This is a genomic window from Sphingomonas paeninsulae, from assembly GCF_003660165.1.
Lineage (GTDB): Bacteria > Pseudomonadota > Alphaproteobacteria > Sphingomonadales > Sphingomonadaceae > Sphingomonas_O > Sphingomonas_O paeninsulae.
The window spans coordinates 566948-585451 of sequence record NZ_CP032829.1; the positions used below are offsets into that span (position 1 = coordinate 566948).

An 18504-nucleotide genomic window follows, 5' to 3' on the forward strand; every position below is an offset into this window, starting at 1 on the left:
CGCACGACATGACACTCGTCGGTTGGGGGATGATCCTCCTGTTTCTTGCGCTAACTGTCGCACTTGCCCGGCCTGCCGGGGCGTGGATGTACGCGCTGTATAACGGCAACGATCTGCCGCTCGCCCGCCCGCTGATGGCAATCGAACGCGGGTTCTACAAAATCGCCGGTATCGACCGGAATAAAGAACAAAGCTGGGTTGGCTATGCCTGTGCAATGATGGTCTTCAACGTCATGGGCCTGTTGTTCCTGTTCGGCATCCTGAAGCTTCAGGGCGTTCTCCCCCTCAATCCCCAGGGATTTCCGGGGGTCGAAAACGACCTCGCGTTCAATACCGCGATCAGCTTTGTTACCAACACGAACTGGCAGAATTACGGCGGCGAAAGCACATTGTCGCATTTGTCGCAGATGCTGGGTCTGACGGTGCAAAACTTCCTGTCGGCGGCAACCGGCATCGCTGTCGCCTTTGCCTTCATCCGCGGTTTTGCGCGCAAACAGGCAAACGGCATCGGCAATTTCTGGGTCGATGTCACCCGCATCACGCTTTACCTGCTGCTGCCGATCTGTTTCGTTTTGGCGCTGGCCTATGTCGCGCTGGGCGTGCCACAGACATTTGCGGCTTCGGCGACGGCCACCACGGTCGAAGGTGCCAAGCAAGTGCTCGCACTCGGCCCCGTCGCATCGCAGCTCACAATCAAATTGCTCGGCACCAATGGCGGCGGTTTCTTCAACGCCAACTCGGCTCATCCATTCGAGAATCCGACGGCAATCACCAACTTCATCGGAATGCTCAGCATCCTCGTGCTTGGCGCTGGCCTGACGCTGACTTTCGGCAAGGCTGTCGGCAACATTCGCCAGGGTTATGCGATCCTGGCCGCCATGCTTCTCCTCCTCATCGGCGGAATCGCGATCACTTATGGTGCCGAGGCTGCCGGCAACCCCATCCACCATGCGCTTGGTCTTGTAGGCGGGAATATGGAAGGCAAGGAAGTCCGCTTTGGCGTCGCAACCTCCGCTCTATTCGCCACCATCACCACGGCCACATCGACCGGCGCAGTTATCGCCGCTCATGACAGCCTGATGCCGATCGGCGGGTTGATCCCGATGTTCAACATGCAGTTGGGCGAACTCGTCATCGGTGGCGTCGGATCGGGGCTTTACGCCATTCTGATCTACTCCATCCTCGCGGTATTCATCGCCGGGCTGATGGTCGGCCGCACGCCCGAATATGTCGGTAAAAAGATCGAATCGCGTGAGATGAAGCTGGCGGTTATCGCCATCGTCATTCCGCCGTTGATGACCCTCGGGCTAACGGCTGTGGCAAGCGTATTGCCCGCCGGTCTCGCGGGACCACTGGCTAAGGGGCCGCACGGGTTTTCCGAAATCCTGTACGCCTTCACCAGCGCGACTGCGAACAACGGATCGGCGTTCGGTGGGCTGTCGGGCAACACGCCCTTCTATAACCTGCTGCTCGCCCTTGCCATGTTCATGGGACGCTTCGGGGTGATCCTGCCGGTTCTTGCCATTGCTGGCGGTCTCGCAACCAAACAACGCATTCCGGCGGGCGCGGGATCGTTCCCGACAACGGGTGTGCTCTGGGTCAGCTTGCTTGCGGCAGTCATCGTTATCGTCGGGGGGCTGACATTCCTGCCCTCGCTCGTCCTCGGACCGATTGCCGATCAGGTGCAAATCGCCGCCGGCACCGTCCTTTAAGGGTATTCGAAATGGCTAATCAAACCTCGCTGTTCACCGGCCCGTTAATCTCGGCCGCGGCCCGTGACAGCTTCGTAAAGCTCGATCCGCGCACATTGATCCGTAACCCGGTGATGTTCGTGACCGGGCTGGTCGCCGCGCTTTCCACGGTGTTGCTCGTCAAGGGCATCTTCACCGGATCGACCAGTGTCGCATTCCAGGCGCAACTGGTGTTCTGGCTGTGGCTAACCGTCCTGTTCGGTAACTTTGCCGAAGCGATGGCAGAGGGTCGTGGCAAAGCTCAGGCTGCGTCGCTTCGTTCGACCAAGGCCGATCTACGCGCCAAACTTATGCTCGGCGTTGGAGAGACATGGGAGTTGGTTAACGCGACCACGCTCGGCATCGACGATGTCGTACTGGTCGAAACCGGCGACCTGATCCCCGCCGACGGTGAAGTCGTCTGGGGCGTCGCCAGCGTCAACGAAGCGGCAATCACCGGCGAAAGCGCGCCCGTTATCCGCGAAGCCGGCGGTGACCGTTCCGCGGTCACGGCGGGAACGCGGGTGATCTCGGACTCGGTAAAGGTCCGCGTTACTGCGGCCGCCGGTCAGGGCTTTCTCGACCGGATGATCGCGCTTGTCGAAGGGGCGAGCCGCCAGAAAACACCGAATGAAGTTGCCCTGACGATCCTGCTCGCCGGCCTGACCCTTGTCTTCCTGATCGCGGTCGGCACTTTGCCCGCCTTTGCCACCTTTGCTGGGGGCAGCCTTGCAGTTCCCGTTCTCGTCGCGCTGTTCGTCACGCTCATCCCGACGACGATATCGGCATTGCTGTCGGCCATCGGTATCGCGGGCATGGACCGGCTCGTCCGCTTCAACGTGCTCGCCAAATCGGGACGCGCGGTGGAGGCCGCTGGCGATATCGACGTGCTGCTGCTCGACAAGACCGGCACGATCACCATCGGCGACCGTCAGGCAACCGCGTTCCTGCCCATTCCCGGCGTTTCCGACCGTGACCTGATCGCCGCCGCCCGGCTTGCCAGCCTTTCCGACGAAACACCCGAAGGCCGCTCGATCGTCGCTCTGGCGGGCGAAGGAGAGGCAATGCCGACCGGTGCCGAACCGATCAAGTTCACCTCGCAAACCCGCGTCAGTGGCCTTCAGATCGGCAACCGCTCGCTGGTTAAAGGTGCAGTCGATGCCGTCCTGAAACGTCTCGGCAACACGGTCGATCCAGTCGCCGCGACCGAACTGAAAAAGATCTCCGACGAAATCGCACGTTCGGGCGGAACGCCCCTCGCCGTTGCCGACGGCACCCGCTTGCTCGGCGTCGTGCATCTGAAGGACATCGTGAAGGCGGGCATCCGCGAGCGGTTCGGTGAATTGCGCCGCATGGGCATTCGCACGGTGATGATTACCGGCGACAACCCGCTGACCGCCGCCAGCATCGCCGCCGAAAGCGGCGTCGATGACTTCCTCGCCGAAGCCACGCCCGAGGACAAGCTGGCTCTGATCCGCAAGGAACAGGAAGGCGGCAAGCTGGTCGCCATGTGCGGAGACGGCACCAACGACGCCCCCGCCCTCGCGCAATCCGACGTTGGCGTGGCGATGAACACAGGCACACAGGCCGCGCGCGAAGCCGGGAACATGGTCGATCTCGACAGCGATCCGACCAAGCTCATAGAGATCGTGGGCCTCGGCAAACAATTGCTGATGACCCGTGGTGCGCTGACGACATTCTCTATCTCGAACGATGTCGCCAAATATTTCGCGATCCTGCCCGCGATCTTCGTCGTCCTCTATCCCGGCCTTGGCGTGCTGAACGTCATGGGACTGGGCAGTCCACAAAGCGCGATCCTGTCGGCGATCATCTTCAATGCGCTGATTATCCCGGCACTTGTTCCGCTCGCGCTGAAGGGTGTGAAATACCGGCCAGCGCCTGCCGGGACGCTGCTCGCCCGCAACCTTGCGGTCTACGGCGTCGGCGGCCTCATCGCTCCGTTCATTGGCATCAAGCTGGTCGACCTCGTCGTCAGCGGCCTTCACCTCGCCTGAGGATATCACAATGTTGACCGAAATCCGTTCCGCTCTCCGCCCCGCTATCGTCCTGCTTTTGCTGTTGGCGGGCATCACTGGCCTCGCTTTCCCGGCAGTTATCACCGGCATCGCGCAGGTCGTGTTTCCCGCTCAGGCCAATGGCAGCCTGATTGTCGACGACGGCAAGGTGGTCGGCTCCGAACTGATCGCTCAGGGTTTCACGGGTGCCGGCTATTTCCACCCACGCCCCTCCGCAGCGGGCAAGGGTTATGACGCGAGCGCATCGTCGGCGAGCAACCTCGCCCCCGGCTCAAAGGATTTGCGCGATGCCATAGCGACCCGCGTCGCAGAGGCTCGCGCTCAAGGTATGACGAGGGATATTCCCGCCGACCTCGTCACCACTTCCGCTTCCGGGCTGGATCCCGATCTCAGCCCGGAAGCGGCCTTTTCGCAAGTCGCACGCGTCGCTAAGGCGCGGGGAATGTCCGAAACCGCCATTTATGCGCTCGTTAAGGATGCAATTTCTTATCCTGCGCTGGGCCTGATCGGCGACCCTCACGTCAACGTTCTCATGCTCAATCGACAGGTCGATAGGAGTTCGGCTAAATCGCCTCGGTGAACGAACCTTCCCGCCCCACGCCCGAAGCGCTGCTGAAGGCCGCCAAAAAAGAATCGCGGGGGCGGCTGAAGATATTTCTCGGCGCTGCACCGGGCGTCGGCAAGACATATGAAATGCTTCGGGAGGGGGCAGAAATGCTCCGGGGCGGCGTGGACGTGGTGATCGGCTATGTCGAAACCCACGGTCGCCCCGAAACAGAGGCCCTGGTCGCTCCCTTCGAAGTGATCGAACGCACCGCCGTCAGCTATGGCGCTCAAAAGCTTCAGGAATTTGACATCGACGCCCTGCTGGCTCGCCATCCGGCGGTCGCGCTGGTCGATGAATTCGCACACTCGAACGTGCCCGGCAGCCGCCATCCCAAACGCTGGCAGGATATCGAGGAACTGCGCGACGCAGGTATCAACGTCCTCACCACCCTGAACATCCAGCACGTCGAAAGTCTGAACGACGTCGTTGCCGGATTCACGCGGGTCCGGGTTCGGGAAACTGTTCCCGACGCGATGCTCGACGATGCAGAACTAGAGGTGGTCGATCTTCCGCCCGACGAACTGATCCAGCGGCTAAAGGACGGCAAAGTTTATGTCCCCCACGAAGCGTCGCGCGCGCTGGGGCATTTCTTTTCAAAGACTAACCTGTCCGCACTCCGCGAACTCGCCCTGCGCCGCGCCGCACAAACCGTTGACTTACAGATGCTTGATCATGTCCGGCTGGCAGGCGAAAGCGGCAATTGGGCAGCCGGCGAACGCGTCGTGGTTGCTGTTGGAGATCAACCCGGCAGCGAAGCCCTGATCCGCGCCGCCCGCCGTCTGGCCGATGCCCTTCGCGCACCGTGGACTGCGGTAAACGTCGAAACCCCGCGCACCGCCGCTCTCGGCCCTCACGCACGCGAACGAATGGCAAGCGCACTCAAATTAGCGGCAGCACTCGGCGCCACTATCGTCACAGTCCCCGCCCGCACCGTCCTCGCTGGCCTATGCGCACACATCGTCGAAACGCGCGCGACCGCCATCGTGATCGGCAAATCACAGCGAAGCTGGTGGTTCGAACTCCGCCACGGATCGGTCGTCGATCAACTCGTCCGCGAACTGGACGGCGTCGCGATTCACGTCGTTCCCGTAAGCGATGCCGTCGCCATTCATGATGACATTCCCGTCGCACGTCGCGGGGCAACGCGCGGCGTCCTCGGCGGCCTCGGCCTGATCGCACTGACAACGGCGCTCGCCAGCATCGTGGCGCCTTTTGTCGGCGCAAACTCCATCGACCTGATCTACCTGTTGCCCGTCATCGCCACCGCAACCCTGTTCGGATTGCGGTCATCGCTGATCGCCAGCTTTGCAGCAGCCCTCGCCTATAACTTCTTCTTCCTGCCACCGCTCTACACCCTCACGATCAGCGATCCCGGCAATGTCGTGACGCTGCTGGTTTTCGTGATCGTCGGCACGGTCGCCAGCCAGATGACAGGCCGCCTGAAACGCGAAGCAACGATCGGCGCACGAACTGCGACCGAAAACGCATCTCTCGCGGCATTCGGGCAACGTCTGGCGGGTGTGTCAGATGAGAAAGGCACGGCCGAAGCGGTCTGTGAAGAGATCGGTGCAATGCTCGATGTTTCGACTGTGCTTTTCACCACGCGGACTTCACCCCTTGTCGTCACCGCCGCCAGCCCCGTCGACCCGCCACTGGGTCCGGTTGATATCGCTGCCGCCGAATGGGCGTTCGACCGGGGCACCGTGTCGGGTCGCGACAGCGAGACACTGAATGCCAGCGACTGGCAGTTTCACCCTCTCGTCACCGCCCTTGGCACGCTCGGCGTTCTGGGCATCGCACGCACCACTTCGGGCGATCCCGTTCCCGCCGAAAAGCGCATCCTCTTCGCCACGCTGATCGGTCAGGCGGCTCTGGCGCACGAACGCCTGAAACTGGAAGCCAACGCACGCGAGGTCGATGCGCTGACCCAACGCGACGATCTTCGCGCGACGCTGTTGTCATCGCTCGGCCACGATCTGAAAACCCCGCTGACGGCAGTCGTTGCTGCGGCAGATGCACTTGCAACCGAACATGGTTCTTCGGCGACATCCGACACGCTGAAAAGCGAAGCCCGGCGATTGCGCCGCGTTTTCGACGATCTGGTTGAAATGACCCGCCTCGAGGCAGGCGCGCTTGTCGTCAGGCGCGAGGCTACCGATCTGGTCGATGCCGTCGCATCGGCGGCTCAGGATCTACGCGCCGAACTTTCCGCCTATAAACTCGTCCTCGACGTCGCCCCGAATTTACCGTTCGTCGAGGCCGATCCACGCATGCTGCATCACATATTGATAAACCTGCTCAGCAACGCCGCCAAATTCTCCGATACCGGCAGTCGGATCACCGTTTCTGCGATCCGGTCGCGCGACGGCTTGCGACTGATTGTGGGTGATGAAGGGCCGGGGCTGCCGGTCGGTCGCGAAGCCACGATGTTCGAACGGTTCACCCGCCTCGACGGCGATGACCGCAGTGGGGGAACCGGCCTCGGCCTCGCTATCGTAAAGGGTTTTGCCGATGCGATGGGACTGATCGTGCGCGCGTCGAACAGCGAGGAAGGCGGCGCGCGGTTCGAACTCGAATGGCCCGAACCCATGATCCGCCGCGCCGTCTCAACCCTGCCATGACCAAACAAATCCTGATCGTCGATGATGAGCCGGCAATCCGCCGACTGGTCAGCGCCGCGCTCGGTCGGGCAGGTTATGCCGTTGAGGAAGCCCCCAACGCTGCCGATGCGCTGATCTTTGCCCACCGTCCGGGGTGCGAGCTTGTCCTCCTTGATCTCGGCCTCCCCGACCGCGACGGTCTGGAACTGATACCGCTCCTGAAAGCGATGGATCGGGAGGTCATTGTGCTGACGGCCCGCGACGATACCAGCGAAAAGGTGACTGCACTCGACCTGGGTGCTGACGATTACGTCGTAAAGCCATTCGATACCGAGGAACTACTGGCGCGCGTGCGAACCGCGCTTCGTCGCCGCAGTCCCGGATCGTCGGTGAGTGGGCCAGTGATTGTCGGCGACGTCGTTATCGACATGGCCGCCCGACAAGTAAGCCGAGATGACAGGGAAGTGCATCTGACGCCCAAGGAATACGGCGTTCTGGCCGAACTCGCGCGGCACCTCGATCGCGTTATCACCCATACCGAATTGCTGGCAGTCGTCTGGGGCGCGGCGCACAAAACGGACGTCGAATATCTCCGTGTAGCGGTCCGTGGCCTGCGTCTGAAACTCGAACGCGATCCGGCAAACCCCGAATTAATCAGAAACGAGCCCGGCGTCGGCTATCGACTGATGGCGTCCCCTCGCTAGCGCCCCCGCTGGCTCAGTGTGCGTGCTTTTTGCCGCCAAGATAGGTCCGCACCAACACGAAGAACATTGGCACAAAGAAGATCGCCAGCAATGTCGCAGTCAATGTCCCCCAACGACTGCAGTTCCGATGGCAACACGGCTCTTGGCACCCGCGCCGGTGGAGATGGCAAGCGGCATCACGCCAAAGATAAATGCGAGGCTGGTCATTATGATCGGACGCAGACGCAAGCGCGCCGCCTCCAGCGCCGCATCGAAGGCGCTTTTGCCCTCTTTTTCCGCCAATTCGGCAAATTCCACGATCAGGATCGCGTTCTTTGCAGACAGGCCCATCGTGGTAAGTAGCCCGACCTGAAAGAACACATCGTTATCCAGCCCGCGCACGGCGACAGCGATAGCCGCCCCGACCAATCCGAGCGGGATCACGAGCATCACCGAAATCGGAATCGACCAGCTTTCATACAGCGCGGCCAAACACAGGAAGATCACCGCCAGCGAAAGCGCATAAAGGTAAGGAGCCTGTGCGCCCGACAACCGTTCCTGATACGACAGGCCACTCCAGGCGATCGTCGTGCCAGGCAATGTTGCCGCGATCGCCGTGATAATGTCCATCGCCGCGCCCGACCCGACGCCAGTTGCACCCTGCCCCTGTATCTCGAACGCGGACAGCCCATTGAAACGGCTCAGCGTTACCGGAGCAATCCGCCACGACGTCGAGGAAAATGCCGAAAATGGTGCCATCGCGCCATTCGTCGATCGCACATACCAATTGTCGAGATCCTCGGGCTTGCTGCGGAACGGCGCATCGCCCTGAAGATACACGCGCTTCACTCGCCCGCGATCGACGAAATCGTTGATGTAATTTCCGCCCCATGCAGCCGAAAGCGTCGCATCGACCTGCGATTGATCCAGTCCAAGAGCGCCTACCTTTGCCTGATCGATATCGACGCTCAACGTCGGTGTGTCATCGAGCCCGTTCAGGCGAACGGCAGTCAGGCGATCATCCTTGGTTGCCGCCGCGATCAAGGCATCCTTGCGCCCAGCGAAGTCCGCACGATTCAACCCGCCACTGTTCAGCAACTCCACGGTGAATCCGGTCGAGTTGCCAAGCCCACGGACCGTCGGCGGATTGAGCGCAAAGAACTGAACATCGCGCAAATTGGCAAGGCTCGCGGTGGCGCGTCTCACGATACCGGCCGCACTATTCTCTTCACCTTTACGATCGTCCCAAGGGGCAAACGCGATAAACCCACGTCCTGCGTTCTGACCGCCGCCGCCCTGCCCCTGCCCGGCGACAGCATATACGAGCGGAACGTTGTCTTTCTCCTTGGTGAAGAAATACTGCTCGATCGCCTGCGCCGCCGCGACTGTTCTGGATAAAGTCGCGCCCGGCGGCAGCGTAAATTGCAACTGCGCGCGCCCCTGATCCTCGCTTGGCAAAAAGCTTGTCGGCAAGCGCACGAAAACCACCACGAGCAGCCCAACCACGACCACGTAACCGATCAGCGCAATGACTCGGCGCTCCCAGATTTTCGCGACTGCCCCACGATATCGATCGGCGGTGCGATTGAACCAGCCGTTAAACTTTTCGCCTACCCGGTGAGCCCGTGCGCCGATGCCATTGCCTGCGGTACGCGCCTCATGGTCGGGACGCTTCAGCAAAGTCGCTGCCAACGCAGGCGACAGGGTCAGCGCAACCAGAACCGACAGCGCCATCGCCGAAACGATAGTAATCGAAAACTGGCGGTAGATGGCGCCGGTCGAACCGCCAAAAAACGCCATCGGCAGGAATACCGCCGACAGTACCAGAGCAATCGCGATCAACGCGGTCTGGATTTCGCCCATCGACCGGATCGTGGCATCGCGTGGCGAAATGTCGGGATTTTCCTCCATCACGCGCTCGACGTTCTCAACGACGACGATCGCGTCATCGACCAGCAGGCCGATCGCCAGCACCATCGCGAACAGCGTCAGCGTGTTGATCGAATAGCCCGCCACGGCAAGCACGCCAAACGTCCCGAGCAGAACAACCGGCACCGCGATTGTCGGGATCAGGGTTGCTCGCCAACTCTGCAGGAACACGAACATCACGATTATCACGAGGACAACCGCTTCGAACAATGTCTTGATGACTTCGTTCACCGACAATTTGATGAAATCGGTTCCGTCATAGGGAAAAGCGTATTTGAAGCCGGGCGGGAACGACTTCGCCTGATTTATCACCTCGTTGCGAACAAGCGCTGCGGTTTTCAACGCATCGCCACCCGGTGCCAGTGAAATCGAGATACCAGCACCCGGATGTGTGTTCAGTCGACTGATCGCCGAATAGCTTTCACTGCCCAGTTCGATTCGAGCGACATCGCGTAATCGCACGCTCGATCCATCAGTCTGCGTCTTGACGATAATGTCGCGAAACTGGTCAGGGCTGGTCAGTCGCGATCGCGCCGTTACCGTGGCGTTCAGCATCTGGATGTCGGGTGAAGGCTGACCGCCGATCTGACCCGCCGCAACCTGAGTATTCTGCGCCTGGATGGCGTTAATGATGTCGCTCGGCATTAGTTTGACGCGGGCGAGCTTAAAGGGATCGAGCCACACCCGCATCGCATATTGCGAACCGAAGACGTTGATATCCCCGACACCCGCTAGTCGGGACAAAGAATCCTGCAAATTCGAAACCAGATAGTCGCCAATGTCACCGCTCGTAACACGATCGCTGCTATCGTAGATCGCGGCGATAATCAGCGGATCGCTGGACGCCTTGGTCACGACCAGCCCCTGTTGCTGAACAGCCTGAGGCAGACGCGGCAGCGCTTGCTGGACTTTATTCTGGACCTGAACCTGCGCGATATCGGGGTTAGTCCCCTTTTGCAGCGTCACCGTCACCGTGACCGATCCGGCCGAGCTCGATTGCGATGAGAAATACAGCAACCCGTCGATCGATGTGAGTTGTTGCTCGATAATCTGGGTAACGCTCGACTCCAGCGTTTCCGCTGACGCTCCTGGATAGGTTGCGCGGACGTTGATCGATGGCGGCGCAATATCGGGAAACTGCTCGACCGGCAGCGATAAAATGCCACCGACCCCGGCCATCATCACAATGATCGCCAAAACCCAGGCAAAGATCGGGCGATCAATGAATATGCGGGAAATCAACGCAGCGTCCCCGCACTGCGCGCACGCGCCAGATTATCGGAAATACGACCATATGACATTCGGCGAGCACCTATGTTTGCGAACCACGGTGCCGGAATCAATGCCCCCGAACATGGCCGAAATTACGTTTTGTCTACCCGTCGCCGGTTCAATAGCGGACGCTGTGGATTTTGAAAGGCAGGCTGTCATTAAAAAGCAGCTATATTTTAACGTGAATTCGATTGGGACCGTGGCATAGGCAGGCCGATTGAAACCCTGAAGATCAATTCATGCATCGTGGCCTGTCCATCTATCTCGATCTCCTTCGGCTGGTGGCCGCGCTGGAAGTATTCGTTTTCCATCTGGCCGGCCTTCCCAATACGGGCGTTGCAAGCGGTATCTGGAACGGATTCGGGCATGAAGCCGTCACAATATTTTTCGTGCTGTCGGGGTTCGTCATTCCCTATGCCGCCCAATCGCGCGAACCCGATCCGCGCGCGTTCGCCGTTGCCCGTCTCACGCGCATCTATTCGGTTGCCATCCCCTGCCTCGCGCTGACATTCGTGTTCGACTGGATCGGTCATCGTTTCGACCCGGCAATTTATCAGGGTCTGACACCCGGCGGTTCGACGCTTTTCCGACTTGGCATCGGCGCTGCGATGCTGAACGAAGCTTGGACTTCTGTGCAGATGTTGTCGAACACACCGTATTGGTCGATCAGCTATGAGTTTTGGTATTATGTTGTTTTCGCTGCATTGTTTTATCTGCGCGGGCGTCTTCGGCTGATCGCAACCTTGATCGCGATGCTGGTTGCAGGTCCGAATATCATGCTGTTGTTTCCGATCTGGCTGATCGGCTGGCTGGCCTATCGCGAACGGGCAACGGCTTCATGGCCAAGATGGCTGCTCTGGCTGGCCTTTGCTCAACCGCTGATCGTATTTGCGGCATATCATTACTTTGATTTCCAGGGCATTGGTGGACGGTGGCTTGAGAGCGCGCTGGGCCATGAACTGTGGTGGAATCAACTCGCGTGGTCCCGTTATTTGCTGACCGACACTTTGCTTGGGCTGAGTGTCGCCCTCAACCTGGCCGCCGCGAAAAACCTAGGCCCCACATTCGAAAGTGCACTCGGTTGGGTCAAGCGTCCTATCCGCTGGGGCGTTGCGCGTTCGTTCACGCTCTACCTCTTGCACCAGCCGGCAATTCTCGTCGTGACCGCCTTGCTTTCGACAACCCTGCCTCCTCAATTCAGGGGCATTTCGATCGCAGCCATTTCACTGGTGATCGTCATCCTCGTCGCACAACTGACCGAATTGCGACGGGATGCGCTGAAGCCGATTATACAACGATCGATCGACCTGATCTGCAAGGCTTGGTCTGTCATCACGCAAAAGCTACGACCCGCCCATGCACGCGCCTGACGCCCTCGATCGCTGCTCCGCGCCCTTTAGCGCCAATTTTCCTGCGTAACCGTTATCGGCGTGTCGCGCGTGACGCATCGATGCTCCATCGCCCCGCCCCGACCGTGCTGATGTACAGAAAGACAAAGCAGAACATCACCGCCATCTCGCCGCCATTGGCAATCGGAAACGGTGACTTTGGCATGTGCATCATAAAATAAGCCACCGCCATCATCCCCGACAGAACGAATGCCACAGGTCGCGTGAACAATCCCACCGCAATCAATGCACCGCCGACCAGTTCCAATATTCCCGCCACACCCAGCAACGAAGCCGGCTGAACGATTCCGAACGATGCCTCCATCGGAAAGCCAAAATACTTCTGAACCCCGTGCGCCAGGAACAATACGCCAGTCACAATACGCAGCACTGCAAAACTTTGACCGCTCCACGCCGTAGAATTCATCGCGACCTCCCGTTCGACATGATGTCGTTGCCACATGGTCCCCGTCACATCCGCGCGAGTCAAGATGTCGTTTATTATCAGAGGCTCGGCATTGCCCGGATCGCGGTCAACGGCTTAACCGTGGTTGGACGTCACTCCGTACCGACACGATCGCCGGTGATACTTCTCATATCCGCGACACTCACGGCGACGGTCGTGCCCTGCGGCACATCTGTCGTGATCCAGACATTGCCGCCGATCACCGATCCCTGGCCGATTGTCACCCGCCCCAAAATCGTTGCCCCCGAATATATGATGACATTATCCTCGACGATAGGATGGCGAGCGATGCCCTTGGTCAGGCGCCCGTCGGCCTCGCTCGGAAAGCTTTTCGCGCCGAGGGTCACCGCCTGATACAAGCGCACATTATTGCCGATTACCGCGGTCTCGCCGATGACCACGCCCGTGCCGTGATCGATGAAAAAGCTGTGGCCGATGATCGCGCCGGGATGAATGTCGATGCCCGTCCGTGAATTGGCGATCTCTGAAATAATCCGTGCGACCAGAGGCGCGCCAAGCCGATAAAGTTCATGCGCTATCCGGTGGTGGATGACCGCGATCAGGCACGGATAGCAGAGCAGCACCTCGTCCACACTCCGCGCCGCCGGATCACCAAGATATGCCGCCTGCACGTCGCTATCCAACACCGTCCGCAGGCGCGGCAACGCCCCGGCAAACTCGCCGACGATGATGTTAACGCGGGCCTCGATCGCCAACGCATCAAGTTCGCGGTGAGCGTAAATCAGATTCAGCCGAACCTGCGCACCAAGCTGTGAGAGCGCAGATTCCAGCGTTGCCTCAACAAAGGCATCCTCGTTATCCGGGTTCAGTTCGGGCGGCCCCAGTCGCAATGGAAACAACGCCGCGCCAATCGCGCCGACAATCCGGTCGAGCGAACGACGCGACGGAAAACCATGCGTGCCGAGTTCGGCATGACGCTGATGCGCGGCTCTCCACTCATCGCGCGCCGATCGCAGTCCGATGATGACACCCGAAATGTCGAGATGGTTCGGTGCCTCAGCCTCGACAACGGTAAGTTTATTCTGGGTCATGATCTTGTTTCTCTGTCTGTCTCTCCACTCGATAAAGCCCGCGCCTTATCGAATGAGAAGCTGCATTTTCTGTGCACGCCCAAGGTTAAGTTTGCCCATCGGATTTTGGCGCAAATTCCTCACAGTTCGGCGAACACCCCTTTGCAATTACACGATTTCGGGAGTTACTACACTCGATCGCTAGGAATTGCCCGAGTCGCACCGAAATTGGCGCTTCGGGCTTCTGGCAGCGGTCCTGTGCGAAGTGCCCCCTAGGGCGAAAATACCCACTGCGGTCCGGCCGGTCGGTCGGACCGTATTTTTCAACGAAGGCCCGAAAAGGGTCGCCTAAACAGGAGAAGCGCATGATGTCCCGGTCCACCGTTCTCCTTATCCCTGGCCTGCGCGGCTCCGAACCCGATCACTGGCAAACGCGCTGGGAAGAGGAACGCACCGACTGCCGCCGCATCGATCAGGGAGAAGGCGATCCCGATCCTCTCCGCTGGCTCGCGCGCATTGATGCTGCCGTCGATCAGGTTTCCGGTCCTGTCGTGCTTGTCGCGCATAGTCTCGGTTGTCTTGCGGTGGCCGCCTGGGCGCTGCTGAGTCAGCGCGCCACATCGGGCCGCATTCAGGCGCTGCTGGTCGCGCCATGCGACCCGGGCCAGATCGACGCCCCCTCGGTCATCCGTCGCTTCGGCTGCTTTGCATTTACCAAACTGCCGATTGCGACCACCGTCATCGCCAGTTCGGACGATCCCTATGCCAGCCTTGGTCGCGGCTACGCCATCGCTCGCACATGGGGTGCCAATGTCGTTGAAGCAGGCGAGGCCGGGCACATCGACGCCAACGCCCGGCTGGGATCGTGGCGCTGGGGTCAGGACGTTCTCGATCGCCTGATCGCACGTTCGTAAACAGCCCGGCTTGTGAGGGCGAAAGCAAAACACGCTCTCAATTTCGCACCGACCTTCTAATCTGCCCCGATGTCATCTGAATCGACCAAGGCAAAACGCGGCCTCATTATCCGTCACGTTCCCCACGAAGGGATCGCCGGTTTTCGTGATCCGATCGAAGCGGCGGGTTACGAACTCGACCGCATAGACGTGTGCGGCCCCGAATTCGCGACGGCCGACTTCCTGTCGCCTGACCTGCTGATCCTGATGGGCGGGCCGATGGCGGTTTACGAACGCTACGCCCATCCGTGGATCAACCATGAAGTCGAACGCCTTGCCGAACGGCTCGACCACGGCTTGCCGACGCTCGGGATATGTCTCGGCGCACAGCTTGTCGCCGCTGCACTCGGAGCAGAAATCTACGCCGGCCCAACCAAGGAAGTCGGCTTTGCGCCTCTCACACTAACTGAGGCAGGATCCGCTTCCCCCGTCGCGCATTTGACCGATGTTCCTATCCTGCACTGGCATGGCGATACGTTCGACCTGCCGCCCGGCACCGAGTTGCTCGCTTCTACCCCCAGCTATCCGCATCAGGCATTTCGGCGCGGACGTGAACTGCTCGCGCTGCAATGCCATGCCGAAATGGGTACCGACCCGCGCATCGACGCATGGATCGCGGAGTCCAGCGACTATCTGTCACAAGCCAATGTCTGCCCGAACGCGCTTCGATCGGAATATGACATCACCGGCCCGGTCAGCGAACGCGCAGGACAGCGGATGATTACCGCCTGGCTCACTGAACTGAACCAGCCGCTTCAATCGAATGTATAGGGCACAACCCCGCGATGATCGGGGTCCACGACGATATGCCGCCCTGCCGGGGGAAAGGCGCGCTGTTCGCAATCCCGACGCGGGCAGATGCGGCATGACACCCCGATCGGCGTCGCGCTCCGCTCTCCGTCCACATCAAGTTGGTCGCCATATATAAAGTCCGCCGCATATTCGACCTCGCACCCCAGCGCGACGGCATAGCGGCGGCTTGGTCGCGCATAGCTTCCCGATGGCTTTACCAGCCCCTTCGCCATCGAAACATAGCGCACCCCATCGGGCGTTTCGGCCAGTTGCACCAGAACACGATCAGGAATCGCCACTGCCTCATGCACGATCCACAACGGACACGCGCCACCGAAGCGCGCGAATTGCAGCCGGGTCGCCGAATGCCGCTTGGTGATATTGCCCGCCATATCGACGCGGCAAAAAAAGAACGGAATCCCCGTCGCTCCCGGCCGCTGTAACGTCGACAGCCGATGACACGCCTGTTCGAAACTGACACCAAAAACCAAACGCAGCGCATCAATATCATGGCGCAATTCGCGCGCCGCTGCCCGAAACGGAGCATAAGGCATCAGCAACGCCCCCGCTGCGTAATTGGCGAGACCGACCGACAGTAGTTGAAACGCCTCCTCCGATCGCAACTGCGCATTGCCGATCGTCGCCCCGATCGTTGCCGCCAGTTCCAGCCGCATGAGCTGGTGCGCCAGCAGGAACAATCGGCTCTCGTTCGGAAGCGCGGGATCGACCGTCAACACTCGGGCGGCGACATCGAAACTGCGCAACGGATGGTCGGCTGCAACCGCGCTGCTGATCGTTACCCCGTGCACCCGTTTGAGCCGTTCGGTGATCGCATCAGCCGCGTTACCGCCTGTGAGGATTTCGGCCGCGACACCTTCTGCCTGCCTGTCGATCGCATCGATGTAATTGCCCGATGCGTGAAACCAGTCGCGCACCTCCTCCCACGGCAATGGTGTCTCGCTGCCACTGTCCAGCGCATCGTCGAGCGAACGCAACTGTTCCTGCGAACGTGCGAGCGCCGCGTGGGTCGACACAAGATACCGTGCCAGCAACGGCTGTTGATTGACCGCTCGCCTCATCGCATCCGGCGTGAACTCCGCATCGGCAAACACAGTCGCCTGTACCGCGTTCTCGACCCCCGCCAGCAACGCCATCGTGTCGTCGGCCCCTGTGTCCGCCCAATCGGACGGAAACGCGCGTGCAAAGGCCATGAGGACCGCATCCGTCATCGGCCGGTCATTGCTCTCTATCTGCGAAAGATAGCTGACCGACAGGCCGATCCGCGCCGCCAGCTCAGTCTGGTTCAGCCCATGCCGCGCCCGCAAGGCGCGCGCGCGCTCCCCTGCAAAAACCCGCTTACGTGGCGTCGGTGACATGCTGATGCGCCCCTGTTGCAAACTCCCTCGCTCATTTTGCAAAACTGGCGAGGGAGTCAAGCTGACTGAACGCTATGTCCCCAATATCGGCAATGTCCCGATCGAGTTAACTTACGCCCCAGTCCATTTCGCCGGTCGCTTTTCGGAGAACGCAGCCATGCCTTCTGTCTGATCCGCCGTACCGAACAGCCCGTGGAACAGCCGTCGCTCGAACGAAATGCCCTGCTTCAGCCCAGTCTCGAACGCGGCATTGACCATTTCCTTGTTCGCCAGCACCGCCAGCGGCCCCATTCCGGCAATCGTCGTCGCAGTTTTTACGGCTTCATCGACCAGTTCGGAAACGGGCACGATGCGGCTGACCAGGCCCGAACGCTCGGCCTCGACCGCGTCCATCATCCTGCCGGTCAGGCACATTTCCATCGCTTTCGCCTTGCCGACAGCACGCGTCAGGCGCTGCGAACCGCCCATGCCGGGGGTCACGCCCAGCTTGATTTCAGGCTGGCCGAACTTCGCATTATCGGCCGCAAGGATGAAATCGCACATCATCGCCAGTTCGCATCCGCCGCCCAGCGCATAGCCCGCCACTGCCGCGATGATCGGCTTGCGCGTGGCGGTAACGCGATCATATCCGCTGAAGAAATCACCACCGAACACATCGGCAAAGCTCAGCGTCATCATCTCCTTGATGTCCGCGCCCGCCGCAAATGCCTTTTCGCTGCCCGTCAGGACCGCGCACCCCTGTCCCGGATCGGCGTCATAAGCGCCCAGCGCGGCAATCAGGTCGGCCAGTATCTGACTGTTCAGCGCATTAAGCGCCTGTGGGCGATTGAGCGTGATAAGTGTGACCGGACCGCGCGTTTCCACGAGCAGCGTTTCGTAAGTGGGAATAGGATTTGTCATGGTAGAGCGTTAGTCGGTGAACCATACGCGATGCAATATCCGGGACAATATCAGTGGCAATTTTCGGAAAACGATCTTGAACGAACTTCCAATCCTCTACAGTTTCCGCCGCTGCCCCTATGCCATGCGGGCGCGGATGGCGTTGCTGGTCAGTGGCACCGTCTGCGAACTGCGCGAAGTGAAGCTGAGCGACAAACCCGCCGAACTGATCGCGCTGTCGCCCAAGGCCACCGTGCCGGTCCTGCTCGCTCCGGGCGCAAAAATCGTCGATCAAAGTTTTGACATCATGCACTGGGCGCTGACCGTGAACGACCCTGAAAACTGGCTGGCGAGCGTCGACGATCCCTTGATCGCAGCGAACGACGGCCCGTTCAAATTTCACCTGGATCGTTATAAATATCCCGACCGGCACCAAAGCGACCCTCTGGAACACCGCGCCCTCGCCGTCGGCATATTGCAAACTTTGGAAGCCCGCCTGCAATCTTCCGATAACCTCTGCGGCCCGCTCCGGTCTTTCGCGGACATGGCGACCATGCCGTTCGTGCGCCAATTCGCGAACACCGATCGGGCATTTTTCGACGCTCAGGAATTACCCCGTGTTCAGCACTGGCTGGCATCCCATATCGCCTCAGCGCTTTTCGAAACCACCATGACCAGTTATCCGCGATGGTCTGCTTCCGCCACCGAACCGATCTATCTCACCATTGGCTGAAACATTTTTACCACCTGGCAATGCCGCTC

General features: G+C 60.2%; 13 protein-coding genes and 1 pseudogene. 9 read left to right on the plus strand and 5 right to left on the minus strand.

Annotation, left to right across the window (positions count from 1 at the left end; genetic code table 11):
• Positions 1-8: 8 nt before the first annotated feature.
• The 5 genes from kdpA to D3Y57_RS08125 are packed head-to-tail and all read left to right on the plus strand — an operon-like array spanning position 9 to position 7677.
• Positions 9-1712: a potassium-transporting ATPase subunit KdpA gene (kdpA, locus tag D3Y57_RS08105; protein WP_121152569.1), complete on the plus strand. Its 1704-nt coding sequence runs from the start codon at positions 9-11 to the stop codon at positions 1710-1712.
• Between the two features lie 11 nt (positions 1713-1723).
• On the plus strand, positions 1724-3745 hold the full coding sequence (kdpB, locus tag D3Y57_RS08110; RefSeq protein ID WP_121152570.1) for a potassium-transporting ATPase subunit KdpB: 2022 nt from the start codon (positions 1724-1726) through the stop codon (positions 3743-3745).
• Positions 3746-3755: 10 nt separating this feature from the next.
• Positions 3756-4346, plus strand: a complete 591-nt coding sequence (kdpC, locus tag D3Y57_RS08115; protein ID WP_121152571.1) for a potassium-transporting ATPase subunit KdpC — start codon at positions 3756-3758, stop codon at positions 4344-4346.
• Entirely contained in the window at positions 4343-6994 is a 2652-nt protein-coding gene (locus D3Y57_RS08120; RefSeq protein WP_121152572.1) for a sensor histidine kinase, read from the plus strand. Before kdpC ends, D3Y57_RS08120 begins: the two co-directional genes overlap by 4 nt.
• Entirely contained in the window at positions 6991-7677 is a 687-nt protein-coding gene (locus tag D3Y57_RS08125; protein ID WP_121152573.1) for a response regulator transcription factor, read from the plus strand. Before D3Y57_RS08120 ends, D3Y57_RS08125 begins: the two co-directional genes overlap by 4 nt.
• 13 nt (positions 7678-7690) lie before the next feature.
• Here the strand turns inward: D3Y57_RS08125 and D3Y57_RS08130 are convergent.
• Positions 7691-10827 (minus strand): annotated as a pseudogene (locus D3Y57_RS08130) (efflux RND transporter permease subunit).
• 269 nt (positions 10828-11096) lie between these two features.
• Here D3Y57_RS08130 and D3Y57_RS08140 point away from each other — a divergent pair.
• Positions 11097-12227, plus strand: coding sequence for an acyltransferase family protein (locus tag D3Y57_RS08140; RefSeq protein ID WP_121152575.1), 1131 nt, complete (start codon positions 11097-11099; stop codon positions 12225-12227).
• 52 nt (positions 12228-12279) lie between these two features.
• On the opposite strand, the gene D3Y57_RS08145 is transcribed toward D3Y57_RS08140, so the two are convergent.
• Positions 12280-12672: a DoxX family protein gene (locus tag D3Y57_RS08145; protein ID WP_121155616.1), complete on the minus strand. Its 393-nt coding sequence runs from the start codon at positions 12670-12672 to the stop codon at positions 12280-12282.
• Between the two features lie 131 nt (positions 12673-12803).
• Positions 12804-13763, minus strand: a complete 960-nt coding sequence (gene epsC, locus D3Y57_RS08150; protein WP_121152576.1) for a serine O-acetyltransferase EpsC — start codon at positions 13761-13763, stop codon at positions 12804-12806.
• 344 nt (positions 13764-14107) lie between these two features.
• Between epsC and D3Y57_RS08155 the strand changes: the two genes are divergently transcribed.
• Positions 14108-14656, plus strand: coding sequence for an RBBP9/YdeN family alpha/beta hydrolase (locus tag D3Y57_RS08155; protein ID WP_121152577.1), 549 nt, complete (start codon positions 14108-14110; stop codon positions 14654-14656).
• 69 nt (positions 14657-14725) lie between these two features.
• The gene (locus tag D3Y57_RS08160) at positions 14726-15466 is read left to right on the plus strand and encodes a glutamine amidotransferase (protein WP_121152578.1); all 741 of its coding nucleotides are present in this window, start codon (positions 14726-14728) and stop codon (positions 15464-15466) included.
• Here D3Y57_RS08160 and D3Y57_RS08165 read toward each other — a convergent pair.
• Positions 15451-16863, minus strand: coding sequence for a helix-turn-helix domain-containing protein (locus tag D3Y57_RS08165; RefSeq protein WP_121152579.1), 1413 nt, complete (start codon positions 16861-16863; stop codon positions 15451-15453). The two genes, D3Y57_RS08160 and D3Y57_RS08165, sit on opposite strands and share 16 nt — an antisense overlap.
• A gap of 111 nt (positions 16864-16974) precedes the next feature.
• On the minus strand, positions 16975-17763 hold the full coding sequence (locus D3Y57_RS08170; protein ID WP_121152580.1) for an enoyl-CoA hydratase: 789 nt from the start codon (positions 17761-17763) through the stop codon (positions 16975-16977).
• Positions 17764-17839: 76 nt separating this feature from the next.
• Between D3Y57_RS08170 and D3Y57_RS08175 the strand changes: the two genes are divergently transcribed.
• On the plus strand, positions 17840-18475 hold the full coding sequence (locus D3Y57_RS08175) for a glutathione S-transferase (RefSeq protein WP_121155618.1): 636 nt from the start codon (positions 17840-17842) through the stop codon (positions 18473-18475).
• Positions 18476-18504: the final 29 nt, after the last annotated feature.

What these genes read in the sequence shown, in the direction of transcription:
- kdpA (WP_121152569.1), top strand. Translation starts at nt 9, where the DNA reads ATGACACTCGTCGGTTGGGGGATGATCCTCCTGTTTCTTGCGCTAACT.
- kdpB (WP_121152570.1), top strand. Translation starts at nt 1,724, where the DNA reads ATGGCTAATCAAACCTCGCTGTTCACCGGCCCGTTAATCTCGGCCGCG.
- kdpC (WP_121152571.1), top strand. Translation starts at nt 3,756, where the DNA reads ATGTTGACCGAAATCCGTTCCGCTCTCCGCCCCGCTATCGTCCTGCTT.
- D3Y57_RS08125 (WP_121152573.1), top strand. Translation starts at nt 6,991, where the DNA reads ATGACCAAACAAATCCTGATCGTCGATGATGAGCCGGCAATCCGCCGA.
- D3Y57_RS08140 (WP_121152575.1), top strand. Translation starts at nt 11,097, where the DNA reads ATGCATCGTGGCCTGTCCATCTATCTCGATCTCCTTCGGCTGGTGGCC.
- D3Y57_RS08145 (WP_121155616.1), bottom strand. Translation starts at nt 12,672, where the DNA reads ATGAATTCTACGGCGTGGAGCGGTCAAAGTTTTGCAGTGCTGCGTATT.
- epsC (WP_121152576.1), bottom strand. Translation starts at nt 13,763, where the DNA reads ATGACCCAGAATAAACTTACCGTTGTCGAGGCTGAGGCACCGAACCAT.
- D3Y57_RS08155 (WP_121152577.1), top strand. Translation starts at nt 14,108, where the DNA reads ATGATGTCCCGGTCCACCGTTCTCCTTATCCCTGGCCTGCGCGGCTCC.
- D3Y57_RS08160 (WP_121152578.1), top strand. Translation starts at nt 14,726, where the DNA reads ATGTCATCTGAATCGACCAAGGCAAAACGCGGCCTCATTATCCGTCAC.
- D3Y57_RS08165 (WP_121152579.1), bottom strand. Translation starts at nt 16,863, where the DNA reads ATGTCACCGACGCCACGTAAGCGGGTTTTTGCAGGGGAGCGCGCGCGC.
- D3Y57_RS08170 (WP_121152580.1), bottom strand. Translation starts at nt 17,763, where the DNA reads ATGACAAATCCTATTCCCACTTACGAAACGCTGCTCGTGGAAACGCGC.